Here is a 26,256-nt window from a genome sequence, read left to right as displayed (position 1 = left end):
ATTGAGCACAAGCAGCAATCCGCTGCGTGACGCTCTGGACCGACGGCTCCCGCGTATCGCGGGGCCGTCGGGCCTGGTCATCTTTGGCGTCACGGGCGATTTGTCCAGGAAAAAGCTGATGCCGGCGGTCTACGACCTCGCCAACCGCGGGCTGCTGCCGCCGGGCTTCTCGCTCATCGGCTTCGCGCGCCGCGACTGGGAGAACGAGGACTTCGCCCAGATCGTCCACGACGCCGTCAAGGAACACTCCCGCACGCCCTTCCGCGAGGAGGTCTGGCAGCAGCTGGTGCAGGGCTGCCGCTTCGTGCAGGGCGACTTCGACGACGACGCCGCGTTCGAGACGCTCAAGAGCACCATCCAGGAGCTCGACAAGCAGCAGGGCACCGGCGGCAACTTCGCCTTCTACCTCTCGGTGCCGCCCAAGTGGTTCCCCAAGGTCGTCCAGCAGCTGAAGAAGCACGGGCTGGCGGACCAGAAGGAGGGCTCCTGGCGGCGCGCCGTCATCGAGAAGCCCTTCGGCCACGACCTGGCCAGCGCCCAGGAGCTCAACAAGGTCGTCCACGAGGTCTTCCCGACCGAAGAGGTCTTCCGGATCGACCACTACCTGGGCAAGGAGACCGTCCAGAACATCCTGGCGCTCCGCTTCGCCAACACCCTCTTCGAGCCGATCTGGAACCGGTCCTACGTCGACCACGTGCAGATCACCATGGCCGAGGACATCGGCATCGGCGGCCGCGCCGGCTACTACGACGGCATCGGCGCCGCCCGTGACGTCATCCAGAACCACCTGCTCCAGCTGCTCGCGCTGACCGCCATGGAGGAGCCCGCCTCCTTCGACGCGGACGCGCTGGTCGCCGAGAAGACCAAGGTGCTGGGCGCCGTCCGGCTGCCCAAGGACCTCGGCAAGGAGACCGTCCGCGGCCAGTACGCGCACGGCTGGCAGGGCGGCGAAGAGGTCGTCGGCTACCTGGAGGAAGAGGGCATCGACCCCAACTCCAAGACCGACACCTACGCCGCGATCAAGCTGGAGATCGACAACCGCCGCTGGGCGGGCGTCCCCTTCTACCTGCGCACCGGCAAGCGCCTGGGCCGCCGCGTCACCGAGATCGCGGTCGTCTTCCAGCGCGCCCCGCACTCCCCCTTCGACCACACCGCGACCGAGGAGCTGGGGCAGAACGCCCTGGTCATCCGGGTGCAGCCGGACGAGGGCGTCACCATGCGGTTCGGCTCCAAGGTGCCCGGCACCCAGATGGAGGTCCGGGACGTCTCGATGGACTTCGCCTACGGCGAGTCCTTCACCGAGTCCAGCCCGGAGGCCTACGAGCGGCTCATCCTCGATGTGCTGCTGGGCGACGCCAACCTCTTCCCGCGCCTGAAGGAGGTCGAGCTCTCCTGGCAGATCCTCGACCCGATCGAGCAGTACTGGGAGAGCAACGGCAAGCCCGCGTCCTACCCGGCCGGCACCTGGGGACCGGTCGAGGCGGACGAGATGCTCGCACGAGACGGACGGAGCTGGCGCCGGCCATGAAGATCGACCTTACGGACACCACCTCCAGCAAGATCAACAACGCGCTGGTCCAGGGCCGCCGCGCCATCGGCACCCCCGCCATCGGCATGGTCCTCACCCTGGTCATCGTCACCGACGAGGAGCACGCCTACGACGCGCTCAAGGCCGCCAACGAGGCGTCCCGCGAGCACCCCTCGCGCAAGCTCGTCGTCATCAAGCGCGTCAGCCGCTCCCCGCGCGACCGCGCCAAGGCCCGCCTCGACGCCGAGGTCCGGGTCGGCACCTCCGCGGGCACCGGCGAGACCGTCGTGCTGCGGCTGTACGGCGAGGTGATAGACCACGCCCAGTCGGTCGTCCTGCCGCTGCTGCTGCCCGACGCCCCCGTGGTGGTCTGGTGGCCGGTCGGCTCCCCGGTCGACCCCGACAAGGACCCGCTGGGCGCGCTCGGCCAGCGCCGCGTCACCGACGCGTACGCCGCCGAGGACCCGGTCAAGGAGATCGCGGCCCGCTCGGCGCACTACACGCCCGGCGACACCGACCTCGCCTGGGCCAGGATCACGCCGTGGCGCTCCATGCTCGCGGCCGCCCTGGACCAGCAGCACGCCGACGTCGTCTCCGCGGAGGTCGAGGGCGAGGGCTACAACCCCAGCGCCGAGCTCCTCGCCCTGTGGCTCGCCGACCGCCTCGGCGTCCCGGTGCGGCGCACCGTCTCCGACGGCCCCGGCCTCACCGCCGTCCGCCTGGAGACCAAGAGCGGCCCCGTCGTCCTGGACCGCCCGGACGGCTCCCTGGCCACGCTCTCCATGCCCGGCCAGCCCGACCGCGCCGTCGCGCTCCAGCGGCGCGAGACGGCGGAGCTCCTCGCGGAGGAGCTGCGGCGGCTCGACCCGGACGACATCTACGAGGCGGCGCTGAAGTACGGCGTGGACCGGCTGAACGACGCACCGGCCGCGGCGCCGGCCGCGAAGGCCCCGGCCGCCGCCGCCGACGCCGCCGAGGCTCCGGTCGCTGCCGAGGCTCCGGCTGCCGCCGAGGCCGCGGAGGCCGGGGAGAAGTCCGCTCCGGCCCCCGCCAAGAAGGCCGGCGGCAAGAAGGCGGCCGGCAAGTGAGCACCCCGCAGATCGTCGTCCACCGGGACAAGGAGCTGATGGCCCGCGCCGCGGCGGCCCGGCTGATCACGAAGATCGTGGACGCCCAGTCCGCCCGCGGCTCGGCCTCCGTCGTCCTCACCGGCGGGCGCAACGGCAACGGGCTGCTCGCGGCCCTCGCCGCCGCGCCCGCCCGGGACGCGGTCGACTGGTCCCGGCTCGACCTGTGGTGGGGAGACGAGCGCTTCCTGCCCGAGGGCGACCCCGAGCGCAACGCCACGCAGGCCCGCGAGGCCCTGCTGGACGCCGTGGACCTCGACCCGGCGCGGGTGCACTACATGCCCGCGGCGGACGGGAAGCACGACGACGCGGACGCGGCGGCCGAGGCGTACGCGGCGGAGCTGGCCGCGGCCGCGCGGCCGGAGGACCACGGTCCCGTCCCGTCCTTCGACGTCCTCCTGCTGGGCGTCGGCCCGGACACCCACGTCGCCTCGCTCTTCCCGGAGCTCCCGGGCGTCCGGGAGACCGAGCGCACGGTCGTGGGCGTCCACGGCGCGCCGAAGCCGCCGCCGACCCGCGTCTCCCTGACGCTGCCGGCGATCCGGGCGGCCCGGGAGGTCTGGCTCCTCGCCGCGGGCGAGGACAAGGCGAACGCCGTCGCCATGGCGCTGTCGGGCGCGGGCGAGATCCAGGCACCGGCGGCCGGCGCGTACGGGCGCCGGCGGACGCTGTGGCTCCTGGACGCGCCTGCCGCGGCCCAGCTGCCGCGGGGGCTGTATCCCCCGGCTTCGCCCTGACGGGAGCCTTGCACACGGCGATGGCCCGGTCCCCTGCGAGGGGGGCCGGGCCATTTTCGGCACCGCCGGAATCCACCGCGGTGGCCGAGCGCCGCTGCGGCGGGAGGGATGCCCCGGTCCCGCCCCTTCCCGAAACCGGGGGCAAGCCCCCGGACCCCGGGCGGGGTCTGGGGCGCCGCCTCAGGAAACGGTGAAAGGGCGGGACCGGGGCCCACTCCCGCCGCAGCGGCGCTCAGCCACCCTCCGACGTGCCCGGCGGTGCCGGACCCGCCTCAGGCCGAACGCCCAAGCCGCCCCGCGCCTAGCGCCCCCGCAGCTCGCGGTAGCGGGCGACCAGGGCCGACGTCGAGGCGTCCAGCCCGGAGACCTCCGCGCCCTCCGTGAGCGCCGGCTCCACCCGCTTCGCCAGGACCTTGCCGAGCTCGACGCCCCACTGGTCGAAGGAGTCGATGTTCCAGATCGCGCCCTGGACGAAGACCTTGTGCTCGTACAGCGCGATGAGCTGACCGAGCACCGACGGGCTCAGCTCGCCCGCGAGGATCGTCGTCGTGGGGCGGTTCCCCCGGAAGGTCTTGTGCGCGACGAGCTCGGCCGGCACGCCCTCCGCCGCGACCTCCTCCGGCGTCTTGCCGAAGGCCAGCGCCTGCCCCTGGGCGAACAGGTTCGCCATCAGCAGGTCGTGCTGGGCCACCAGCCCCGGCTCCAGGTCGTCCACGGGCTTGGCGAAGCCGATGAGGTCCGCGGGGATCAGCTTCGTGCCCTGGTGGATCAACTGGTAATAGGCGTGCTGACCGTTGGTGCCCGGCGTGCCCCACACGATGGGCCCGGTCTGCCAGTTGACGGGCCGCCCCTCGCGGTCGACGGACTTGCCGTTGGACTCCATGTCCAGCTGCTGCAGGTAGGCCGCGAACTTCGACAGGTAGTGGCTGTAGGGCAGCACGGCGTGCGACTGCGCGTCGTGGAAGTTGCCGTACCAGATGCCGAGGAGGCCGAGGAGCAGCGGGGCGTTCTCCTCCGGCGGGGCGGTGCGGAAGTGCTCGTCGACGAGGTGGAAGCCGGCGAGCATCTCGCGGAAGTGGTCCGGGCCGACGGCGAGCATCAGGGAGAGCCCGATGGCCGAGTCGTAGGAGTAGCGGCCGCCGACCCAGTCCCAGAACTCGAACATGTTGGCCGTGTCGATGCCGAACTCGGAGACCTTCTCCTCGTTCGTCGACAGGGCCACGAAGTGCTTGGCGACGGCCTCCTCGCCGGCGCCCAGCCGGTCCAGCAGCCAGTTCCGCGCGGAGGTGGCGTTGGTGATGGTCTCGATCGTCGTGAAGGTCTTGGAGGCGACGATGAACAGCGTCTCGGCGGCGTCCAGGTCGCGCACGGCCTCGTGCAGGTCCGCGCCGTCCACGTTGGAGACGAAACGGAACGTCAGGTCGCGGGCGGTGTAGGCGCGCAGCGCCTCGTAGGCCATCGCCGGACCGAGGTCGGAGCCGCCGATGCCGATGTTGACGACGTTCTTGACGGGCTTTCCGGTGTGGCCCTTCCAGTCGCCGCTGCGCACGCGGTCGGTGAAGACCTGCATCTTGCGCAGCACGGCGTGGACCGCCGGGACCACGTTCTCGCCGTCGACCTTGACGACGGCGGACTCCGGGGCGCGCAGCGCGGTGTGCAGCACGGCGCGGCCCTCGGTGGTGTTGATCTTCTCGCCGCGGAACATGGCGTCGCGCAGCCCGGCCACGTCGGCGGCGGCCGCCAGCTCGCGCAGCAGGCGCAGGGTCTCGTCCGTGACGAGGTGCTTGGAGTAGTCCAGATGGAGGTCGCCGACGGTGAGCGCGTACTTCTCGGCGCGTCGCGGATCGTCCGCGAAGAGCTGGCGCAGGTGCACCTCCCCCAGTTCGTCCCGGTGCTTGGCCAGAGCGTTCCACTCCGGGGTCCGGTCCAGCCTGGTGCGGTCCTCTGCGTTCATCTCGGACATCAGCCCATTCATTCTCGTAACTGCCCCGCCGCCCTCCAACCTAATTGATCTGCGGTCGGTTCGAGCGCAAGACGAAACGGCACCCACGAGGGGTGCCGCTTCCTTGAGATGTCGCCGTGTGTCAGATCTCTCCGCGGAGCTTGGCGAGCGCCTCCGCGAGGATGGCCTCGCCGTCGGCGTCGCTGCGCCGTTCCCGGACGTACGCGAGATGCGTCTTGTACGGCTCGGTGCGCGGCGGGTCCGGCGGACTGTCCCGGTCCTGGCCGGCCGGGAAGCCGCAGCGCGGGCAGTCCCAGGTGTCCGGTACCTGTGCGTCGCTGGCGAAGCTCGGCTGCGTCTCGTGCCCGTTAGAGCACCAGAAGGAGATGCGGAGGCGCGGCGCGGACTCGCCCCGCTCGGCCTCACCCATCGGCCCCGCTCCGACCCGGCTTCCCCGGATCGCGTTGCCACTTGCCACGGTCGTAACTCCCTGCGTAATGGTGCTGCGGATCATCTGAACCGATGGTTCCGCTGCGGGCGCCCCAGTCTACGTAAGGCCCAACGCGCGTCCAGTGGCAGGAGTTACAGCCCGGCCGTGAGGACGCGACCCCAATGATAGGCCGCGTTCACGACGGTACGTCAGCTATCGAGCTTCATCAGCAGGCCGAGCGCGACGATGCACGCGAACCACAGCAGACCGACGACCACGGTGATGCGGTCGAGGTTCCGCTCGGCGACGGAGGAACCGCCGACGGAGGACTGCATGCCGCCGCCGAACATATCGGACAGGCCGCCGCCCTTCCCCTTGTGCATGAGCACCAGCATCATCATCAGCACGCTGAAGATGATGAGGGCGATCGAGAACCCCATGACCACGGCTGGACCAACTCTCTCGGACGTCGATGGTGAGGGCCGGGGCGGCGTGAAAACGCCGGTCCCGGCCCCGACAGGGTACGACGAGGAGGAGTCCTCGTCATAGCGCTGCTACTGGTCGCGGAAGCGAACGATCTTGACGAAGTCGTCCACGTCCAGCGCGGCGCCGCCGATCAGCGCGCCGTCGACGTCGGGCTGCGCCATGATCGCGGCGATGTTGCCGGACTTGACGGAGCCGCCGTACTGGATGCGGATCTTGTCGGCGACCTCACGGCCGTAGAGCTCGGCGAGGCGGCCGCGGATGGCACCGCAGACCTCCTGGGCGTCTTCCGGCGTGGCGACCTCGCCGGTGCCGATGGCCCACACGGGCTCGTAGGCGATGACGATGCTCTCCGCCTGCTCGGCCGGGACGTCCTTGAGGGCGCCGTCGACCTGGGCGAGGCTGTGCGCGACCTGGCCGCCGGCCTTGCGGACGTCCAGGCCCTCGCCGACGCACAGGATCGGGGTGAGCCCGTGCCGGTAGGCGGCCTTGACCTTGGCGTTGCAGATCTCGTCGGTCTCGCCGTGGTACTGGCGGCGCTCGGAGTGCCCGATCGCCACGTAGGTGCACTTGAGCTTGGCGAGCATGGCGCCGGAGATCTCGCCGGTGTACGCGCCGGAGTCGAACGCCGAGACGTCCTGGGCACCGTACTTGATCTTCAGCTTGTCGCCGTCGACCAGCGTCTGCACCGAGCGGAGGTCGGTGAAGGGCGGCAGGACGGCGACCTCGGTGCCCTCGTAGTCCTTGTCGGCGAGCGCGAAGGCGAGCTTCTGGACGTGCGCGATGGCCTCGAGGTGGTTGAGGTTCATCTTCCAGTTGCCCGCCATCAGCGGGGTACGTGCACTCACAGTGGTTCAGTCCTCCAGTGCGGCGAGGCCGGGGAGCGTCTTGCCCTCGAGGTATTCGAGGCTGGCGCCGCCGCCGGTCGAAATGTGGCCGAAAGCATTCTCGTCGAAGCCCAGGGTGCGCACGGCCGCGGCCGAGTCGCCGCCGCCGACGACGGTGAAGCCGTCGCACTCCAGCAGGGCCTGGGCAACGGCCTTGGTGCCGTTGGCGTAGTCGGGGTGCTCGAAGACGCCCATCGGGCCGTTCCAGAAGACGGTGCCGGCGTCGGCGAGCTTCGAGGCGTAGAGCTCGCGCGTCTTCGGGCCGATGTCCAGGCCCTCCTTGTCCGCCGGGATGGCGTCCGAGGCGACGAGCTCCGGGTTGGCCGGGGCCTTGGTCTTCAGGTCCGGGAAGTCGGCCGACACCAGGACGTCGACGGGGAGGACGAACTCCACGCCGCGCTTCTCGGCGCGGGCCAGGTACTCCAGGCAGACCGGGATCTGGTCCTCCTGCAGCAGCGAGATGCCGACCTCGTGACCCTTGGCCTTGAGGAAGGTGTACGACATGCCGCCGCCGATGAGGATTCGGTCGGCCTTCTCCAGCAGGTTGTCGATGACGCCCAGCTTGTCGGAGACCTTGGCACCGCCGAGCACCACCACGTAGGGGCGCGCGACGTCCTCGGTGAGCTTCTTCAGGACGCCGACCTCGGTGGCGATCAGGTCGCCGGCGGCGTGCGGCAGGCGCGCCGGGAGGTCGAAGACCGAGGCGTGCTTGCGGTGCACGGCACCGAAGCCGTCGCCCACGTACAGGTCGGCCAGGGACGCGAGGGCGTCGGCGAAGGCGCCGCGCTCCGCGTCGTCCTTGCTGGTCTCGCCCGCGTTGAAGCGGAGGTTCTCCAGCAGCGTGACCTCGCCGTTCGCCAGTGCGGCGACGGTGGCCTTCGCGCTGTCGCCGACCGTGTCGGTGGCGAACGAGACCTTCTTGCCCAGGATCTCGCCGAGCCGCGCGGCGGCCGGGGCGAGGGAGAACTGGGGGTCCGGGGCGCCCTTGGGACGGCCCAGGTGGGAGGCGACGATCACCTTGGCGCCCGCGGCGGCGAGCTTGGCAATCGTCGGGGCGACGGCGCGGATGCGGCCGTCGTCGGTGATGGTGGTGCCGGCGAGCGGCACGTTGAGGTCGGCGCGGACGAAGATCCGCTTGCCCTCGACACCGTCCTGGATGAGTTCGTCGATCGTCTTCATGCGGTGACTCCGGTACTTCCGTAAGGGGTCATTCATGAGACGGGGCTCGTACGACGCGCCATCGCGTCGTACGAGCCCCGTCCCCTACATCCCGATGCCTGTGATCGTACGACCAGCGGGCGGAGGGATCAGAGCTGGCCGCCGACGAAGACGGTCAGGTCCACCAGGCGGTTGGAGTAGCCCCACTCGTTGTCGTACCAGCCGACGACCTTGACCTGCTTGCCCTGGACCATCGTCAGCTGCGAGTCGAAGGTGCAGGAGGCCGGCCAGTTGACGATGTCCGAGGAGACGATCGGGTCCTCGGTGTACTCGAGGATGCCCTTGAGCTGGCCCTCGGCGGCCTTCTGGAAGGCGGCGTTGATCTCTTCCTTGGTGGTCTCGCGGTCGAGCTCCAGGACGAGGTCGGTGACCGAGCCGGTCGGGACCGGGACGCGCATGGCGATGCCGTCCAGCTTGCCCTTCAGCTGCGGGAGGACCAGGGCGGTGGCCTTGGCGGCACCCGTCGAGGTCGGGATGATGTTCTCCGCGGCGGCGCGGGCGCGACGCAGGTCGGAGTGCGGGAAGTCCAGGATGCGCTGGTCGTTGGTGTACGCGTGGACCGTCGTCATCATGCCCTTGACGATGCCGAAGGTCTCGTCGAGGACCTTGGCCATCGGCGCCACGCAGTTGGTGGTGCAGGAGGCGTTGGAGATGACGTCGTGCTTGGCCGCGTCGTACTTGTCCTGGTTGACGCCCATCACGATGGTGATGTCCTCGTTCTTGGCCGGAGCCGAGATGAGGACCTTCTTCGCACCGGCGGCGAGGTGCTTGGCGGCGTCCTCGCGCTTGGTGAAGATGCCCGTGGACTCGATGACGATGTCGGCGCCGAGCTCGCCCCAGGGGAGGTTCGCCGGGTCGCGCTCGGCCATCGTCTTGAAGGTCATGTCGCCGACAGTGATCGTGTCGTCGGTGTGGCTGACCTCCTGCTTGAGACGACCGAGGATGCTGTCGTACTTCAGCAGGTGCACCAGGGTGGCGTTGTCGGTCAGGTCGTTGACACCGACTACCTGAATGTCCGCACCCTGCTCCAGGAGCGCGCGGAAGTAGTTACGACCGATACGGCCAAAGCCGTTGATGCCTACGCGGATCGTCACGAACCGATCTCCTCGTTGGTGTGCCGGACTGTCCGCCGGCGGGCTGTATTGGGATGTCCCCGACCAACCCCGACCCTACCTCTAAGAAGGGGGGGACGTGACATTGGCGTCACTGGGCCCGTAGAGCGGCTTCACCCCTTGACAGAGCGCAGTGCTGCACTAATGAGCGCGACCCTCTCCCCGGGGTCCGGGACGTGCTGCAGACCGAAGCCCAGGAGCACCGTGCCGGCCGTGGAGACGGCTGCCGCCCGGCGCGCGTCCGCCGCCGCGGCGCAAGCGCCGTCACGCAGTGTGACGTCCGATCCGGTGCAGCGGGCGCTTGTTGCTCCGTTCGTGTTCCCCGCGGCCCGGCCTTCCGCCGCCGTGTAGTCGCCCGCGGCCGCGCTGCGGAACTGCGGGAAGCCGGCCGGCGGCAGTTCGTCGGAGACGGGGGCGAACGAGCCCGCGGCGTCCAGCTTGTCCCCGGGGGCGTCGCCGAGGCGGACGCTGATGCCGGCGAGCGCGCCGGAGCCGGTGAAGCGTGCCGGGGCGGGGTGCTGCAGGCGGCTGCCCGCACCCAGGTAGTACTGGCTGAAGTCGTTCGTCTCGGCGGGGCCGACGACGCCGTAGCCGCCCGCCTGCCTGCCCGCGGCGACGAGCTTGCCGCCCTCGTTGACGAAGTCCCGCACGGCCGTCAGCGTGGCGCCGCCGGGCCGGTTGCCGCCGGAGTACCACACGACGCTCTTGAAGTGGCCCAGCACGCCGAGCGCGTGCGGAGCGCCCTGGCCGGCCACGTCCCACACGGCGGCGTCACGGCCGGCCGCGGTCAGCGCCGCGGTGTAGGCGGCGGTGTGCCGGGCGGCTCCGGGCCCGCCCTCGTCGGCTATCACCAGGGTGTCGGCCTCGGGGCGGTCCGCCACGGTGTAGGTGAAGGGTTCACTGGCGGTGGCCCTGCCGTCGCGCGTCCGGCCGGTGTACCAGACCCGGACGACGGACCCGGGCTCGGCGCCCTCGACGTAGGCGCGGTACTCGGCGAAGCGGATGCTGTCCTCCCCGCCGTAGCGGTCGCCGCCCTTCCACGCCTCCAGCGGGGCGGTGTGCGTACGCCCGCCGTCGATGCGGTAGTTGAGGCGCAGGTCGCGCAGGCTCTTGCGGGCGGTGACGGAGACCTCCTGCTCGTCGCCGAGCGCGTAGGAGGTGGTGAAGGCGTCCGGGGTGAAGTCGGGGGCGGAGAGGCCCACGACGGAGCGGGGCCGGTCGGCGCCCTCGCGGTTGACGGCGGTCTCGGCGACGGACAGCGCGAAGGGGACGTTCTTGGCGAACTCCTGCTGGATCAGCTTCTCGTCGTCGGGGAAGCTGAAGGACGACGGGCAGTCGTCCGGGTTCCAGCGGTCGTCCGGGTCGGCTTTCGACGCGGTGCGGCAGGTCGACATCTCGGGGGTGAACATCATCGTCCCGTTGACGTTCGCCGCGTGCCCGTCGGCCTCGCCGTTGGTCGTGTAGAGCTCGGAGGAGAGCTGCGGGTGGTAGCCCGGGACCGCGGGCTTCTCCGGCGTGCCGGCCAGCGCCTTGTAGAGGACGTCGTCCGGGGTGGGGGTGGCGACCTGCCAGCCGACGCCGTAGAGCAGCAGTTCGGCGGCCGAGTGGTAGTTGACGGCGTAGCTGAAGCGGTGCGCCTTCTCGAAGGCGTCGATCGCCTTCGTCTCCGGCTCGGAGGCGGGGGCCGTGCCGCGGTAGGTCTCGGAGCCCGGGCGGGGCGAGGAACCCTCGTTGTCGTAGCCCCACTTGAAGGGGAAGTTGCGGTTGAGGTCGACGCCGTCGCCCGGGGTGATCTTCCCGTCGCCGTTGTTGTCGCGCAGGTTCTTGCGCCACAGGCGGGTGTCCGGGCTCTGGAAGGTGTAGTCGTAGCCGTCGGGGTTGGCGGACGGGACGAACCACAGTTCGGCGCGGTCGACGACGTCGGTGACGCGGGGGTCCTTGCCGTAGGCGTCGAGGTAGTGGTGGAGCAGCCGCCGCGTCATCTCCGGGGTGATCCACTCCCGGGCGTGCTGGTTGGACATGTACAGCACGGCGGGCTTGCGGCCGTCGGGGGCGGTGCGGGCGTCCTTGCTCAGCTTCAGGGCGAGGATGTCCTGGCCGCGGACGGTCCTGCCGATGCTCACGACCTTGGTGAGGCCGGGGTGGGCCTTCGCCGTGTCCAGGAGCTCCTGACGGAGGCCGTTCTTGCCGCTGTACGGGCGGAAGACGCCGTCTCCTGCGGCCTTGAGGCGCTCCTTGGTGCGCTGCGGGATCCGCTTCTCGGTGAGGTCGACTCCCCGGCCGCGCAGCTCGCGGGCCTGCTCGCCGGTCAGGTAGAGCTCGACCGAGGCGGCCCCCGTCCCGGTCGGGCGCTCGGCCAGCTCGTGGCCGTCGACGCCGGCCGCGAGGAGCAGCGGCACCTGGCCGGCGGTGATGCGGGCGGTCCAGACGGCCGGTGCGCCGTCGCCGTCCCGCGCCGGCGTCGCGGCGCCGGGTTGCGCGTGGGCGAAGGGTGCCGCGGCCAGTCCGCCTAAGAGCAGCGAAGCCGCCGCGAGGACCGATCTCGTCCTGCGTCTCATGAGCCCCCCTTGCTGTTGTCTGCCACGTCGGTGCACGGACGCCAGACTGGAGAGCCTGCATGATCATGTCAATGATGCAGAAAGAGCCACTCCGGCGCCCTGCACGGCGCGGGGTGGCTCGATGTACCGGTGGGCGGGACGGCGCCGGGGACGGGTCCCGTGCGCGGTGTCGGCCCGGGCGGGGCGTCGGCCCGTGCGGGGCGTCAGCCCGCCATGCCCTCCGCCATCTCCTCCGAGAGGTCCGAGAGGTCGGAGAGGTTGGACTCCGTGCCGGGGATGCCGAGGTCCTGGGCGCGCTTGTCCGCCATGGCGAGCAGGCGCCGGATGCGGCCGGCCACGGCGTCCTTGGTCAGCGGCGGGTCGGCCAGGGCGCCCAGCTCCTCCAGGGACGCCTGCTTGTGCTCCATGCGCAGCCGGCCCGCGGCCGCGAGGTGCTCGGGCACCTCCTCGCCGAGGATCTCCAGGGCCCGCTGCACCCGGGCGCCCGCCGCGACGGCGGCCCGGGCCGAGCGGCGCAGGTTGGCGTCGTCGAAGTTGGCGAGGCGGTTGGCCGTGGCCCGCACCTCGCGGCGCATCCGGCGCTCCTCCCAGGCCAGCACGGACTCGTGCGCGCCCAGGCGGGTCAGCAGGGCGCCGATCGCATCGCCGTCGCGGACGACCACGCGGTCGACGCCGCGCACCTCGCGCGCCTTGGCCGCGATCTGCAGCCGGCGGGCCGCGCCGACCAGCGCCAGCGCCGCCTCGGGCCCGGGGCAGGTCACCTCCAGGGAGGAGGAGCGGCCGGGCTCGGTGAGCGAGCCGTGGGCGAGGAAGGCACCCCGCCAGGCGGCCTCGGCGTCGCAGGTGGCCCCGGAGACGACCTGCGGGGGCAGCCCGCGGATCGGCCGGCCGCGGCCGTCGACCAGGCCGGTCTGGCGCGCCAGCTGGTCACCGCCCGCCACCACCCGCACCACGTACCTGCTGCCGCGGCGCAGTCCGCCGGGGGCCATCACCACCAGGTCGGAGGCGTGTCCGAAGATCTCCAGGATGTCCTTGCGCAGCCGCCGGGCGGCGATCCCGGTGTCCAGCTCCGCTTCGATCACGATGCGCCCGCTGACCAGGTGCAGACCACCCGCGAACCGCAGGATCGCCGAGACCTCCGCTTTCCGGCAGCAGGTGCGGGTGACGGGGAGCCGGGAGATTTCATCCTTCACCGCTGCCGTCATCGCCATGGGCCGATCCTTCCATGCATCCGAAAAATACGGTCGTACGCGGCGGCCAACAGCTCCGGGTCATGGGTCGGGGAGCCGTCGGGCGCGGCGACCGGCGCCAGCTCGACCGCGGCCCCGAGCCGCTTCGCGGCATCGGTGAGGCTCTCGCGGTCGGGCACGGCGGCCTCGTCGGCCAGCACCACGTCCAGGGCGAGTTTAGGGGCGTGTCGGGCCAAAACCTCCAAATGACGCTGCGGGGAGAAGCCATCGGTTTCACCCGGTTGTGGTGCGAGGTTCAACGACAGCACCCGGCGGGCCTTGGTCTCCTGCAGGGCTTCCAGCAGCTCGGGGACGAGCAGGTGCGGGATGACGGAGGAGAACCAGGAGCCCGGGCCGAGCACCACCCAGTCCGCGTCGAGGACGGCGGCGACCGCCTCCGGCACGGCGGGCGGATCCTCCGGCACGACGTGCACGGACTGCACCTCGCCCGGGGTGAGCGCCACCGTGGCCTGGCCGCGGACGGTGCTCAGGGCGCCGGGCGCGGCGGGGTCGTGCCCCCGGACGAGGGCCTGCAGCTCCAGCGGCACGGCGGACATGGGCAGCACCCGGCCGTGCGCGCCCAGCAGCTTGCCGACCAGGTCGAGGGCCTGCACGGGGTCGCCGAGCTGCTCCCACAGGGCGACGATCAGCAGATTGCCGACGGCGTGGTCGTGCAGATCGCCCTCGCTGGTGAAGCGGTGCTTGATCACCCGGGCCCAGGTCTGGCCCCAGTCGTCGTCGCCGCACAGGGCCGCGAGGGCCTTGCGCAGGTCGCCGGGGGGCAGGACGCCCAGCTCGTCGCGGAGCCGGCCGCTGGAGCCGCCGTCGTCGGCGACGGTGACGACGGCGGTGAGGTCGCCGGTGATCCGGCGCAGGGCGGCGAGCGAGGCGGACAGGCCGTGGCCGCCGCCGAGGGCGACGACCTTGGGCTGGGCGCCGCGCTTCGCACGGCCCTCGGGCCCCCGGGTGGTCCGCCCGGGGACGAGGCGGCGCACCCGGCGGAGCCGGGACGGGCGGCCGGTCACTCGCGCCCCATGTCCCGGTGGACGACGACGGTCTCCACGCCCTCGGAGACCAGGCGGTGGGCGAGCTTCTCGGACATGGCGACGGAGCGGTGCTTGCCGCCGGTGCAGCCGACCGCGATGGTCACGTAGCGCTTGCCCTCGCGGCGGTAGCCCGCGGCGATGAGCTGGAGGAGCTCGGTGTAGCGGTCGAGGAACTCCTTGGCGCCGGGCTGGTTGAAGACGTAGCCCGAGACCTCCTCGTTGAGGCCCGTGAAGGGGCGCAGCTCCGGCACCCAGTGCGGGTTCGGCAGGAAGCGGCAGTCCACCACGAGGTCGGCGTCGACGGGCAGGCCGTACTTGTAGCCGAAGGACATGACGGTGGCCCGCAGCTCCGGCTCCTCCTCGCCGGCGAACTGGGCGTCCATCTTGGCGCGCAGCTCGTGGACGTTGAGGCTGGAGGTGTCGATCACCAGGTCGGCGTCGCCGCGCAGCTCGCGCAGCAGGTCCCGCTCGGCGGCGATGCCGTCGACGATGCGCCCGGAGCCCTGGAGGGGGTGCGGGCGGCGCACGGACTCGAAGCGGCGCACCAGGGCGTCGTCGGAGGCCTCCAGGAAGATCACGCGCCGCTTGACCTTCTTGGCGGCCAGGTCGGCCAGGGACTCGCGGAGGTTGTCGAAGAAGCGCCGGCCGCGCACGTCCACGACCACGGCGATCCGGGCCACGTTGCCCTGGGAGCGGGCGCCGAGGTCCACCATGGTGGGGATCAGGGCGGGCGGCAGGTTGTCCACGACGAACCAGCCGAGGTCCTCCAGACACTTGGCGGCGGTGCTGCGGCCCGCCCCCGACATGCCGGAGATGATCACCAGTTCGGGGATGGCCGTGCCCTCGCCGGTCGCATCCGCCGTCGTGCCCGTACTCACCTGTGCTCCGTCTCGCTCGGTCCCGGTCATACTGCCTACCCCCGTCTCACCGACGGTGCCGCGGGTGCGGCCCCGTCTTCCATACTGCGTGCCCCATCATTCCCCCGCCTCTTCCATGATCTCGCCCGTGGCCGTGTTCACGGCGGGGGCGGGCGGGGCGGCCGCCGCGAGCGCGGCGGCGATCGTCTCGGCGGTCTTGCGGCCGATGCCCGGCGTCTCGCAGATCTGCTCGACCGTGGCGGCGCGCAGCCGCTTGACCGAGCCGAAGTGCTTGAGCAGCGCCTTCTTGCGGGTCTCGCCCAGGCCCGGGACCTCGTCGAGCGGCCCGGCCCGCAGCGTCCTGGTGCGTTTGCTGCGCTGGTAGGCGATGGCGAAGCGGTGGGCCTCGTCGCGCACGCGCTGCAGGAGGTAGAGGCCCTCGCTGGTGCGGGGCAGCACGACGGGGTCGTCCTCACCGGGCAGCCAGACCTCCTCCAGCCGCTTGGCCAGGCCGCAGACCGCCACGTCCTCGATGCCGAGCTCGTCCAGCGCCTTCCGGGCGGCCGCCACCTGCGGCTGCCCGCCGTCGACGACGACCAGCTGCGGCGGGTAGGCGAAGCGCTTGGGGCGCCCGTCCTCGGTGCGGGCCTCCCCGGCGAAGGCGTCCCCGGCCCGGACGTCCGCGGCCCGGCCGTTCTCCTCCTCGACCGCGTTCTCCTCGGACCACTCCCCCGCCTTCTGCTTCTCCTGCAGATAGCGGCGGAACCTGCGGCCGATCACCTCGTGCATCGACCGGACGTCGTCCTGGCCCTCGAACGACTTGATCTGGAAGCGGCGGTACTCGCTCTTGCGCGCCAGGCCGTCCTCGAAGACGACCATCGACGCCACCACGTCCTGGCCCTGGAGGTGGGAGATGTCGAAGCACTCGATGCGCAGCGGCGCGGAATCCAGCTCCAGGGCCTCGGCGATCTCCTCCAGCGCCCGGGAGCGGGTGGTCAGGTCCGAGGCGCGCTTGGTCTTGTGCAGGACGAGGGCCTGCTGGGCGTTGCGCTGGACCGTCGCCATCAGGTCCTTCTTGTCGCCGCGCTGGGGGATGCGCAGGTCGACCCGGGAGCCGCGGCGCTCGCCCAGCCACTGGGCGACGGGCTCGACCGGCTCCGGCAGCGCCGGGACCAGGACCTCCTTGGGCACGGCGTCGCCGCGCTCCTCGCCGTAGAGCTGCTGCAGGGCGTGCTCGACGAGGCCCGCCGTGTCGACGTTCTCCACCTTGTCGGTCACCCAGCCGCGCTGGCCGCGCACCCGGCCGCCGCGCACGTGGAAGATCTGCACCGCGGCCTCCAGCTCGTCCTCGGCGACGGCGATCAGGTCGGCGTCGGTGGCGTCGGCGAGGACGACGGCGTTCTTCTCCAGGGCGCGCCGGAGGGCTTCCATGTCGTCCCGAAGGCGGGCGGCCTTCTCGTACTCCATCTCCTCGGCGGCCTCGTGCATCTGCTGCTCCAGGCGGCGCAGGTAGGCACCGGTGCGGCCGGCCATGAAGTCGCAGAACTCCTCGGCCAGTTCGCGGTGCTCCTCCGCGCTGACGCGGCCGACGCAGGGGGCGGAGCACTTGCCGATGTACCCCAGCAGACAGGGGCGGCCGATCTGGGCCGATCGCTTGAACACCCCGGCGGAGCAGGTGCGCACGGGGAAGACGCGCAGCATCAGGTCGACGGTCTCGCGGATGGCCCAGGCGTGGGCGTACGGGCCGAAGTAGCGCACGCCCTTCTTCTTGGGACCGCGCATGACCTGCACGCGCGGGAACTCCTCGCCCATGGTCACGGCGAGGGAGGGATAGCTCTTGTCGTCGCGGTACTTGACGTTGAAGCGGGGGTCGTACTCCTTGATCCAGGTGTACTCCAGCTGGAGCGCCTCGACCTCGGTGGAGACCACGGTCCACTCGACGGAGGCGGCCGTGGTCACCATCGTGCGGGTACGCGTGTGCAGGCCGGCGAGGTCCTGGAAGTACGAGGAGAGCCGCTGGCGCAGGCTCTTCGCCTTCCCGACGTAGATCACCCGGCCGTGTTCGTCACGGAATCTGTAGACCCCCGGCGAGTCGGGGATCTGTCCCGGCTTGGGTCGGTAGCTGCTGGGGTCGGCCATGTCACACACCCTACTTGCGGGCAGTGACAATCCGCGTCCGTCTGCGGAGGGACCGGCTCCGGCCCCGGCGGGGGGTGGCTGCCGGGGACGGAGCCGGAAGGGAGCCGGCCCGGAGGCCGGCCCGGGGAGCGGTCAGCGGCGCCGGAGCCTGCGCCGCGCCGCCACCGCACCCGCGCCGAGGAGCAGGGCCGCACCACCGGCCGCCGCGGCGGAAGTGGTGCTCAGCGGGCCGGAACCGTCCTGCGGCGCCGGGGCCGCCCGCTGCTCCGCGGGCGCGGCCTGCTGCGGGCCGTAGCCCCCCGCCCGGCCGTCCTTCGCGTACGCGGAGCCGGGCAGCTTGTCGCCGTACGCCTTGTGGACGCGGGCGCGGTAGCCGTCGAGCGTAGTGCCCTGCGCGCCGACGGCACGGACGGCATCGGCGTCCAGCGGCAGGACCTTGTCGCCGCGCTGCACGTACCAGGCGTCGATCTGCGGCTCACGGAAGACGGTGCCGCCGCTGAGCTTCTGCGCCCCCTCGGCGGCGTAGCGCGTCTCGTCGTCCCCGGTGGCGATGTTGACGACCTTCCAGTCGCCGCCGGTGCGCGCCGTCCACACCGACGCCTTCTGCCCGTCGGACGAGACGGCCTTGCTGGCGAGGAACTCGAGCGTGGCGACGGGGGCGCCGTCCTTGCCCGCCACGAACTCCGGGGAGAGCGTGTAGACGGGCACCGTCGCGCCCTCGATCCTCGGCTGCGCCTTCGCCGCGGCGACCGCACCGTCGCGGGCGAAGAAGCGGGAGAGCGTCCCGAGGGTCGAGGAGGAGGCGGCCGCTTCGTGCGCGGCGGAGACTCCGGCGGCGGTGGGGGCCGCGGGAGGCGCCGGCGTGGCGGCGTGCGCGAGGGGGGCGAGGCCGAGGAGGGCGGCGGTGAGCGCGCCGGCGGCCGCCGCACGGGCCGCGTTCCTGCGGACGTGCTGCTGCTGGTGCGTCCGGTCGGTCATGACGTCACGCCCCGATCCGGTAGAGCGAGTGGGTCCAGGAGAAGTTGCTGTTGTTGACGTACCAGCTGTGGGACGCCCAGTTGTAGCGGTTGCTGGAGGGCCAGGGGTCGCCCCAGTAGACGAACTGGTTCGCGTCGTCGTAGCCGTAGATGACGTGCATGTGGCCGCCGCCGGAGGACCACTGGATGCGCGTCTCTATCGGCCTGTTGGCGCTTACCTCGGTCTGGACGGTCGGGTAGCGCAGCCACCCGGTCACGTACGAACCGGGGTTGATGCCCGCCCACTGGAAGGCGGTCTGCACATTGCCCAGCGTGGCCTGGTTGTTGGGGCACTCCGAGCCCATCTGGCGGCGGAAGGCCGCGTTGCAGAACTGGTTCTGGGTGTAGTTGCGCCCCAGCCAGGTGGCGATGGTGTTGCCGGAGGCGGCCCAGCACCAATTGCTCTTCTGCTGGGCCTGCATGGTGATGTCGAGCTTCTTCGAGGCGCGCAGGGAAGGCTGGTCGCCGCCTGCCGCGGACGCCGTGGTGGGGACGGCGAGGAGCAGGGCGGCGGCCACGGCGGCTGCGGTGGACAGCCGTCTGCCGCGTATGCGGGTCCTTCCGGACTTGTTCAGTTGTGCCGATGCACGGGACATGGACGTTCCTCCCGAGGCGGGGGGTGGTGATGGAGGCGCGTCCGGACGCTGGTCAGGAGCATCAGGGAGTTGTCAGTGAATGGTCAACCGGCTTCAATGCTCGGTGAGCCGACGGTGTGAACGAGGCGTACCGGATGTGAACGTCCGCTGCCCGGCCATGAGGATCACAGCGGTCCGGCGGCACCCGCCGCATTCACCGCTGGTGAATATTCACAGAGGCGCAGGGGTGGGACGGATGGCAGGCAGACGCGCGGACGGCGACGCGACCGAGGCCGAACTGGCCCTCGCGTTGCGCACCGGGCCCTTCCACGTGGCGCTGCGGACCGCGCTGAGCGCACGGGGACTGGCGCTGCACCGGGTGCAGCACCGGCTGGCGCAGCGCGGCGTGCACGTCGGCGTGACGAGCCTCAGCTACTGGCAGCAGGGCGCGCGCCGGCCGCAGCGCGCGGAGTCGCTCAGGGCGGTGCGGGCGCTGGAGGAGCTTCTGGAGCTGCCCGCCCACTCGCTGACCCGGCTGCTGGAGCCGGCCTCCCCGCTCACCGGTGCCGAGCGGCCCGCCGCGCGCTCGTACCGCTCCCTGGTCGAGGAGTCCCGCGCCCTGGAACGGCTCCTGGCCGACCTGGGCTCCCCCTCCGACGGCGGCCTGCACACCGTCTGCCACCTGGAGCGGGTCCGCATAGGCGCGGGCCGGGAGCTGCAGGGGCGCGACTCCCACCACGTCGTGCGCGCCCACCGCGACGGCGTGGACCGCTACCTCGCCATCCACCACGGGGACCGGGGCTGCGACCCCGGACGGGTCGCCGTGCGGGCGAACGAGAACTGCCGCGTCGGCCGGGTGCGGTGGCACACGGCCGGCGTGCTCGTCGCGGAGCTGCTCTTCGACACCCGCCTGCGGGCCGGGGACACGTACGTCTTCGGCTACGGCTTCGAGGACGGCACCGCGGGGCCCAGCAGCGAGTACGTGCGCGGCTTCAGCTTCGCCGGCGGGCAGTACGTCCTGCAGGTCCGCTTCGATGCCGCCGAGCTGCCCGCGCACTGCCTGCGCTTCACCCGCACCTCGGCGGGCGCGCCCCGCGGCGCACAGCAGGAGCTGACGCTCGCGGGGCGCCACCGGATGGTGCACCTGGTGGAGCAGACGGTACGGCCGGGGATCGTGGGGATCGCCTGGGACTGGTCCTGAGGGCCCGGCGACCGGGGTGACGCCCGGGGGCCGGACGCCCCGGAGGGCGTGCCCCGGCGGCGGATCAGGCTTCGGGGCCCGCGATCAGCTTGCCGCCGACCGCCTTGACCGGCACGGCCGGCAGCGGGGCGCCTGCCGGGCCCTGGAGGACCTTGCCGGTGTTCGCGTCGAACTCGCTGCCGTGACAGGGGCAGCGGACCTTGCCGTTCTCCACCTTGTCGGCCACGCAGCCCGCGTGCGTGCACACCGCGCTGAAGGCCTTGTACTCGCCCGGAGCGGTCTGCGAGACGACCAGGCGCTCCTCCCGGAAGAGCCGCGCCTGGCCGACGGGCACGCGGTCCGCCGCGCCGAGGTCCACCGGAGCGGTGGGCGTGGCGGACGCCTTGGGGCCCGTCCTGCCGTCGCAGGCGGCGGCACCCAGCCCGGCTGCGCCCGCGAGCGCTGCGCCCCGGAGCAGCACGGTGCGCCGCGACGCGCAAGGGGGCTCGGCGGGGCTCTGCGGGCACGAGGGGGTGGTCATGGGGGCTCCAGCGCTGGACTCACGGTGAACTGCCGATCGTCGACCTTACCCGGCGCCCGGGACCGCCCCCGCGCCTGGCAGGCTGAGCCGCAGGAGCCACGGCCAGAGAGGACCGCTTCGTGATCGTCGTAGCCGGAGAAGCCCTGATCGACCTCGTACCGGCCGGCAAGGCGCCCGGCGGGGACCCCGCAGGGGACCTGCCGGCCCTGCTGCCGCGGCGCGGCGGCGGGCCGTACAACACCGCCGTCGCGCTGGGGCGGCTGGGGACGCCGGCCGCGTTCTGCTCGCGGGTCTCCACGGACGGCTTCGGGGAGGCGCTGCTGGCCGGCCTGCGGGCCGCGGGGGTGGACACCTCGCTGGTGCAGCGGGGGCCCGAGCCGACGACCCTGGCGGTGGCCGACATCGGCGCCGACGGCTCCGCGGGCTACGGCTTCTACGCGCAGGGCACCGCCGACCGCCTCTTCGAGCTGCCCGGGCCGCTGCCGGGCACGGCGCGGGCACTGTGCCTGGGCACGTGCTCGCTGGTGCTGGAGCCGGGGGCGAGCGCGTACGAGGCCCTGCTGCGGCGCGAGGCGGAGCGCGGGGTCTTCACCCTGCTCGACCCGAACGTGCGCCCGGGGCTGATCCCCGACGCGGACGCCTACCGGGCCCGCTTCCGCTCCTGGCTGCCGTACGTGTCGGTGCTGAAGCTCTCCGCCGAGGACGCCCGCTGGCTGGGCGGCTCCCCCGGGGAGTGGCTGGCGGCCGGACCGGCCGCGGTGGTGGTCACGCACGGCGGCGAGGGGCTCGCCGTCCACACGCGCTCCGGCGGGCGGATCGCCGTGCCCGCGCCCCGGGTGGAGGTCACCGACACGATCGGCGCGGGGGACACGGTGAACGCCGCGCTGCTGCATCGCCTCGCGGCGCTGCAGGGCGCGCTGGACGGGCCCGCCCGGCTCGACGGGCCCGCCTGGCGCGACGCGCTGTCCTTCGCGGCCCGCGCGGCGGCCCTCACCTGCACGAGGGCCGGTGCGGAGCCGCCGTACGGCGCCGAGCTGTCGTCATGACCTCCGCCCGGGAGGCCGTGGTCACGCCTTGCGGGCAGCGGCCTTCTTGGCCGGCGCCTTCTTGGCCGCGGCCTTCTTCCGGGCCTTCGGCGCGGAGACCGCAGGCGCATCGCTGACCCGGTCGCCCAGCAGCTCCCGCAGGAACTTGCCGGTGTGGCTGGACGGCACGGACGCGACGTCCTCGGGCGTGCCCTCGGCGATGACGAGGCCACCGCCGCTGCCGCCCTCCGGGCCCATGTCCACGACCCAGTCGGCGGTCTTGATCACGTCGAGGTTGTGCTCGATGACGATGACGCTGTTGCCCTTGTCGACCAGGCCTGCCAGCACCGAGATGAGCTTGTTGATGTCCTCGAAGTGCAGGCCGGTGGTGGGCTCGTCCAGGACGTAGACCGTGCGGCCCGTAGAGCGCTTCTGCAGCTCGCTGGCGAGCTTCACGCGCTGGGCCTCGCCGCCGGAGAGCGTCGGCGCGGACTGCCCGAGGCGCACGTAGCCGAGGCCGACCTCGTGGAGCGTGCGCAGGTGGCGGGCGATGGTGGGCACGGCCTCGAAGAAGGAGAGCGCCTCCTCGATGGGCATGTCCAGCACCTCGGCGATGGACTTGCCCTTGTAGTGCACCTCCAGGGTCTCGCGGTTGTAGCGCGCGCCGTGGCAGACCTCGCACGGCACGTACACGTCCGGCAGGAAGTTCATCTCGATCTTGATGGTGCCGTCGCCGGAGCAGTTCTCGCAGCGGCCGCCCTTGACGTTGAAGGAGAAGCGGCCGGGCAGATAGCCGCGGACCTTGGCCTCCATCGTCTCCGCGAAGAGCTTGCGGACGTGGTCGAAGACGCCGGTGTACGTGGCGGGGTTGGAGCGCGGGGTGCGGCCGATGGGCGACTGGTCGACGTGGACGACCTTGTCGACCAGGTCGTCGCCGTCGACGCGCGTGTGGCGGCCGGGCACGGCCCGGGCGCCGTTCAGCTCGCGGGCGAGGTGCGTGTACAGGATGTCGTTGACCAGGGTCGACTTGCCGGAGCCGGAGACGCCGGTGACGGCCGTGAGCACGCCGAGCGGGAAGGAGACGTCGATGTCCTGCAGGTTGTTCTCGCGGGCGCCGCGGACGGTGATCCGGCGCTCGGGGTCGACGGGCCGGCGGGCGTCCGGTATGGCGATGGCCTTCTTGCCGGAGAGGTAGTGCCCGGTCATCGACTCCTTGTTGCGCAGGAGCTCCTTCAAGGGCCCGCTGTGCACGACCTTGCCGCCGTGCTCGCCGGCGCCGGGGCCGATGTCCACGACCCAGTCGGCGACCTTGATGGTGTCCTCGTCGTGCTCGACGACGATGAGGGTGTTGCCCATGTCGCGCAGGCGGACGAGGGTCTCGATGAGGCGGTGGTTGTCGCGCTGGTGGAGGCCGATGGAGGGCTCGTCCAGCACGTAGAGCACGCCGACGAGGCCGGAGCCGATCTGCGTGGCGAGGCGGATGCGCTGGGCCTCGCCGCCGGAGAGGGTGCCCGCGGCGCGGTTGAGCGAGAGGTAGTCCAGGCCGACGTCGACGAGGAACTTCAGGCGCTCGTTGACCTCCTTGAGGACCCGCTCGGCGATCTTCTTCTCGCGGCCGGTGAGCGTCATGTCCCGCAGGAAGTCGGCGCATTCGCTGATCGACATCGCGGAGACCTCCGCGATGGACCGGCCCTGGACGGTGACGGCGAGCACGATGGGCTTCAGGCGCGTGCCCTCGCAGGTGGGGCAGTTCACCTCGCGCATGTAGCCCTCGAAGCGCTCGCGGCTGGCGTCGCTCTCGGCCTCGGAGTGGCGCCGCTTGACGAAGGGCACCGCGCCCTCGAAGGCGGTGGTGTACGCGCGCTCGCGCCCGTAGCGGTTGCGGTAGCGCACCTCGATCTGCGTCTTGTGGCCGTTGAGCAGGGCCTTCTTGGCGCGCGCGGGCAGGCCGGCCCAGGGGATGTCCGTGCGGAAGCCGAGGGCGTCGGCGAGGGCGCCGACCAGGCGGCTGAAGTAGTCCTTGGTGTGGCCGTGCGACCAGGGGCTGATCGCGCCCTCGTCCAGGGACTTCTCCGGGTCCGGGACGATCAGCTCGGGGTCGACCTCCATGCGGGTGCCGATGCCGGTGCACTCCGGGCAGGCGCCGAAGGGCGAGTTGAAGGAGAACGAGCGGGGCTCCAGCTCCTCGAACGACAGGTCGTCGTAGGGGCAGTAGAGGTGCTCGGAGTACATCCGCTCGCGCTCGGGGTCGTCCTCGGGGAGGTCGACGAAGTCGAGGATGACCATGCCGCCGGCGAGGCCCAGGGCGGTCTCGACCGAGTCGGTCAGCCGGCGCTTGGCGCCGTCCTTGACGGTGAGGCGGTCGACGACCACCTCGATGGTGTGCTTCTCCTGCTTCTTGAGCTTGGGCGGATCGGAGAGCTGGACGGTCTCGCCGTCCACCCGGGCCCGGCTGTAGCCCTTGGCCTGCAGGTCGGAGAAGAGGTCGACGAACTCGCCCTTGCGCTCGCGCACCAGCGGCGAGAGCACCTGGAAGCGGCTGCCCTCGGGGAGCTCCAGCACCTTGTCCACGATCGCCTGCGGCGACTGGCGGGTGATGGGGCGGCTGCACTCGGGGCAGTGCGGCTTGCCGATGCGGGCGAAGAGCAGCCGGAGGTAGTCGTAGACCTCGGTGATCGTGCCGACCGTCGAGCGCGGGTTGCGCGAGGTCGACTTCTGGTCGATGGAGACGGCCGGGGACAGGCCCTCGATGAAGTCCACATCGGGCTTGTCCATCTGCCCGAGGAACTGCCGGGCGTAGGAGGAGAGCGACTCGACGTAGCGGCGCTGCCCCTCGGCGAAGATCGTGTCGAACGCGAGGGACGACTTGCCCGAGCCGGAGAGCCCCGTGAAGACGATGAGGGAGTCGCGGGGGAGGTCGAGCGAGACGTTCTTGAGGTTGTGCTCGCGAGCGCCACGGACGATGAGACGGTCAGCCACGCCGGTCGGCACCTTTCTTGAGAACGAGGAAGGGGGGTGGTTCTTGAGAGTGGTGGTTCTTGGGAGCGATGGGGCGCGCACCCCCGACCCAGGGTATGGGGGTCGCCGCGCGGATGTCGGATTCCGATGCCTCATCGAGCCTATAGCACGCACATTCGATTTACGGCCGGAGCCGGACACCTTCACCCGGACGAGTGGCGGCGCTATCGTCGGCCGCATGATCGACTACGTGCGCGACCTGGCCTCTGTACACGAAGCGACCGAGCGGTTCCTGAGCGCGGCCGGCGCCCTCGACGACGCCGCCGTGACCGCCCCGTCCCGGCTCCCGGGCTGGACCCGCGGGCACGTGATGGCGCACGTCGCGCGCAACGCGGACGCCCTCGTCAACGTCCTCGCGGGCCGTCCGATGTACGCGACCGCCGAGGCCCGCGACGAGGACATCGAGAAGGGCGCGGGCCGCTCCCTGGCGGAACACCTCGCCGACCTGCGCGACAGCGCCGAGCGCCTGCGGGCCCAGGCCGCCGTACCCGCCGACTGGGACCGCACCATCACCATGCGCAACGGCGTGACCGACAAGGCCGCCCGCGTCCCCTTCCGCCGCTGGATCGAGCTCGAACTGCACCTCGTCGACCTGGGCGTCGGCTACGAGCTGCGGGACCTGCCGGAGGAGTTCACCGGACGGGAGATCGGGTTCCTCGCCGAACGCTGGTCGACGCGGCCCGGGATTCCCGCCGTCACGGTCGTCGCCGACGACGGCAGGCGCTGGCACACGGGAGGCACCGCCGAGGGCGCCCCGGTCACCGTCAGCGGCCCGCCCGCGGACCTCCTGGGCTGGCTCGCGGGCCGCGGCGACAAGGGCGCGGCGCTCGGCACCGCGGGTGCGCCGCTCCCCGCCCTCCCCCCGCTGTGAACGGCCCGAAGGAATAGGCTGATGTCATGACGTACAGCGGAGCGGTGAAGGTCGGCGGACCGGCGGACGTGCACGAGCTGACCGGCCTGATGATCTCGAAAGTCGCGGTCGGCCCGATGGACAACAACGCCTATCTGCTGCGCTGCCGCGCGACGGACGAGCAGCTGCTGATCGACGCGGCGGCGGAGCCGCACACCCTGCTCTCCCTGATCGGGGACAGCGGCATCGCCTCCGTGGTCACCACGCACCGGCACGGCGACCACTGGGGAGCCCTGCAGGAGGTGGTCGACGCCACCGGCGCCACCACGTACGCGGGCCGCGAGGACGCCGAGGGCATCCCCGTGCCGACCGCCGTGCCCGTGGCCGACGGCGACGTCATCCGCGTCGGCCGCGTGGAGCTGACCGCACGGCACCTGGTGGGGCACACCCCGGGCAGCATCGCGCTGGTCTACGACGACCCGCACGGCCACCCGCACGTGTTCACCGGCGACTGCCTGTTCCCGGGCGGCGTCGGCAACACCCACAACGACCCGAAGGCCTTCGCGAGCCTCCTGCACGACGTGGAGACGAAGCTCTTCGGGCAGCTCCCGGACGAGACGTGGGTCTACCCGGGCCACGGCGCGGACACCACGCTGGGCGCCGAGCGCCCCCACCTCGCCGAATGGCGCGAACGCGGCTGGTGACACTCCCCCGCACCGGAATCCTCCGGGCATGCAGTGAGGCCGTCCATCCAAATC

Annotated in this window: 21 protein-coding genes and 1 pseudogene; 7 read left to right on the top strand and 15 right to left on the bottom strand. The window is 71.9% G+C overall.

The genetic code is table 11. The features are described 5' to 3' along the window. Position 1 precedes the first annotated feature (1 nt). From zwf to pgl, 3 genes are read left to right on the top strand one after another with little or no spacing between them, the layout of a single operon-like run. Positions 2–1,528: a glucose-6-phosphate dehydrogenase gene (gene zwf, locus ACFPP6_RS18040; RefSeq protein ID WP_382043035.1), complete on the top strand. Its 1,527-nt coding sequence runs from the start codon at positions 2–4 to the stop codon at positions 1,526–1,528. Beyond that, positions 1,525–2,616: a glucose-6-phosphate dehydrogenase assembly protein OpcA gene (opcA, locus tag ACFPP6_RS18035; protein ID WP_382043032.1), complete on the top strand. Its 1,092-nt coding sequence runs from the start codon at positions 1,525–1,527 to the stop codon at positions 2,614–2,616. Before zwf ends, opcA begins: the two co-directional genes overlap by 4 nt. Then, a complete protein-coding gene (gene pgl, locus ACFPP6_RS18030; protein WP_382043029.1) occupies positions 2,613–3,392 on the top strand; it encodes a 6-phosphogluconolactonase in 780 nt (259 codons plus the stop codon). Before opcA ends, pgl begins: the two co-directional genes overlap by 4 nt. Before the next feature lie 301 nt (positions 3,393–3,693). On the opposite strand, the gene pgi is transcribed toward pgl, so the two are convergent. From pgi to ACFPP6_RS17965, 13 genes and pseudogenes are all read right to left on the bottom strand, one after another. After that, positions 3,694–5,346 (bottom strand): glucose-6-phosphate isomerase, encoded by a 1,653-nt coding sequence (pgi, locus tag ACFPP6_RS18025; protein WP_382043301.1) that lies wholly within the window; start codon positions 5,344–5,346, stop codon positions 3,694–3,696. A 130-nt stretch (positions 5,347–5,476) separates the two neighbouring features. Continuing rightward, the gene (locus ACFPP6_RS18020; RefSeq protein ID WP_079110552.1) at positions 5,477–5,812 is read right to left on the bottom strand and encodes an RNA polymerase-binding protein RbpA; all 336 of its coding nucleotides are present in this window, start codon (positions 5,810–5,812) and stop codon (positions 5,477–5,479) included. Between the two features lie 161 nt (positions 5,813–5,973). Then, complete coding sequence (secG, locus tag ACFPP6_RS18015) at positions 5,974–6,204, bottom strand: preprotein translocase subunit SecG (protein ID WP_030366610.1); 231 nt, start codon at positions 6,202–6,204, stop codon at positions 5,974–5,976. A 114-nt stretch (positions 6,205–6,318) separates the two neighbouring features. After that, positions 6,319–7,095 (bottom strand): triose-phosphate isomerase, encoded by a 777-nt coding sequence (tpiA, locus tag ACFPP6_RS18010; RefSeq protein ID WP_382043026.1) that lies wholly within the window; start codon positions 7,093–7,095, stop codon positions 6,319–6,321. A 6-nt stretch (positions 7,096–7,101) separates the two neighbouring features. Next, on the bottom strand, positions 7,102–8,313 hold the full coding sequence (locus ACFPP6_RS18005) for a phosphoglycerate kinase (RefSeq protein ID WP_058044929.1): 1,212 nt from the start codon (positions 8,311–8,313) through the stop codon (positions 7,102–7,104). A gap of 128 nt (positions 8,314–8,441) precedes the next feature. Continuing rightward, the gene (gap, locus tag ACFPP6_RS18000; RefSeq protein ID WP_382043024.1) at positions 8,442–9,446 is read right to left on the bottom strand and encodes a type I glyceraldehyde-3-phosphate dehydrogenase; all 1,005 of its coding nucleotides are present in this window, start codon (positions 9,444–9,446) and stop codon (positions 8,442–8,444) included. Positions 9,447–9,811: 365 nt separating this feature from the next. Continuing rightward, positions 9,812–12,022: pseudogene (locus tag ACFPP6_RS17995) on the bottom strand (M14 family metallopeptidase); the annotation flags it as partial. 203 nt (positions 12,023–12,225) lie between these two features. After that, positions 12,226–13,233, bottom strand: a complete 1,008-nt coding sequence (whiA, locus tag ACFPP6_RS17990; protein WP_030366605.1) for a DNA-binding protein WhiA — start codon at positions 13,231–13,233, stop codon at positions 12,226–12,228. Beyond that, on the bottom strand, positions 13,224–14,276 hold the full coding sequence (locus ACFPP6_RS17985; protein WP_382043021.1) for a gluconeogenesis factor YvcK family protein: 1,053 nt from the start codon (positions 14,274–14,276) through the stop codon (positions 13,224–13,226). Before ACFPP6_RS17985 ends, whiA begins: the two co-directional genes overlap by 10 nt. Then, positions 14,273–15,205: an RNase adapter RapZ gene (rapZ, locus tag ACFPP6_RS17980; RefSeq protein WP_179080431.1), complete on the bottom strand. Its 933-nt coding sequence runs from the start codon at positions 15,203–15,205 to the stop codon at positions 14,273–14,275. The genes ACFPP6_RS17985 and rapZ overlap by 4 nt, the downstream gene beginning before the upstream one ends. A 66-nt stretch (positions 15,206–15,271) precedes the next feature. Further along, complete coding sequence (gene uvrC / locus ACFPP6_RS17975; protein WP_382043018.1) at positions 15,272–17,293, bottom strand: excinuclease ABC subunit UvrC; 2,022 nt, start codon at positions 17,291–17,293, stop codon at positions 15,272–15,274. 132 nt (positions 17,294–17,425) lie between these two features. Beyond that, complete coding sequence (locus ACFPP6_RS17970; protein ID WP_382043015.1) at positions 17,426–18,271, bottom strand: hypothetical protein; 846 nt, start codon at positions 18,269–18,271, stop codon at positions 17,426–17,428. Between the two features lie 4 nt (positions 18,272–18,275). Continuing rightward, positions 18,276–18,905 (bottom strand): papain-like cysteine protease family protein, encoded by a 630-nt coding sequence (locus ACFPP6_RS17965; RefSeq protein ID WP_382043013.1) that lies wholly within the window; start codon positions 18,903–18,905, stop codon positions 18,276–18,278. Between the two features lie 235 nt (positions 18,906–19,140). Between ACFPP6_RS17965 and ACFPP6_RS17960 the strand changes: the two genes are divergently transcribed. Beyond that, positions 19,141–20,085, top strand: a complete 945-nt coding sequence (locus tag ACFPP6_RS17960; protein ID WP_382043010.1) for a hypothetical protein — start codon at positions 19,141–19,143, stop codon at positions 20,083–20,085. 64 nt (positions 20,086–20,149) lie between these two features. On the opposite strand, the gene ACFPP6_RS17955 is transcribed toward ACFPP6_RS17960, so the two are convergent. Then, on the bottom strand, positions 20,150–20,605 hold the full coding sequence (locus ACFPP6_RS17955; RefSeq protein ID WP_382043007.1) for a Rieske (2Fe-2S) protein: 456 nt from the start codon (positions 20,603–20,605) through the stop codon (positions 20,150–20,152). A 119-nt stretch (positions 20,606–20,724) separates the two neighbouring features. On the opposite strand from ACFPP6_RS17955, the gene ACFPP6_RS17950 reads away from it, so the two are divergent. Beyond that, entirely contained in the window at positions 20,725–21,651 is a 927-nt protein-coding gene (locus ACFPP6_RS17950; protein ID WP_382043004.1) for a carbohydrate kinase family protein, read from the top strand. Between the two features lie 21 nt (positions 21,652–21,672). Here the strand turns inward: ACFPP6_RS17950 and uvrA are convergent, their stop codons facing one another. Beyond that, positions 21,673–24,609 carry an excinuclease ABC subunit UvrA gene (gene uvrA / locus ACFPP6_RS17945; RefSeq protein WP_382043001.1) on the bottom strand — a complete coding sequence of 979 codons (2,937 nt, stop codon included), beginning with the start codon at positions 24,607–24,609 and terminating at the stop codon, positions 21,673–21,675. 217 nt (positions 24,610–24,826) lie between these two features. Here uvrA and ACFPP6_RS17940 point away from each other — a divergent pair, with 217 nt between their 5' ends. Together ACFPP6_RS17940 and ACFPP6_RS17935 are read left to right on the top strand one after the other, a co-directional pair. Next, the gene (locus ACFPP6_RS17940) at positions 24,827–25,519 is read left to right on the top strand and encodes a maleylpyruvate isomerase family mycothiol-dependent enzyme (protein WP_382042999.1); all 693 of its coding nucleotides are present in this window, start codon (positions 24,827–24,829) and stop codon (positions 25,517–25,519) included. Positions 25,520–25,545: 26 nt separating this feature from the next. Further along, positions 25,546–26,202, top strand: coding sequence for an MBL fold metallo-hydrolase (locus ACFPP6_RS17935; protein ID WP_382042996.1), 657 nt, complete (start codon positions 25,546–25,548; stop codon positions 26,200–26,202). Positions 26,203–26,256: the final 54 nt, after the last annotated feature.

It is taken from the genome of Streptomyces aureoversilis (genome assembly GCF_042657885.1).
GTDB lineage: Bacteria > Actinomycetota > Actinomycetes > Streptomycetales > Streptomycetaceae > Streptomyces > Streptomyces aureoversilis.
This window is presented reverse-complemented; position numbering and strand designations above follow the sequence as displayed.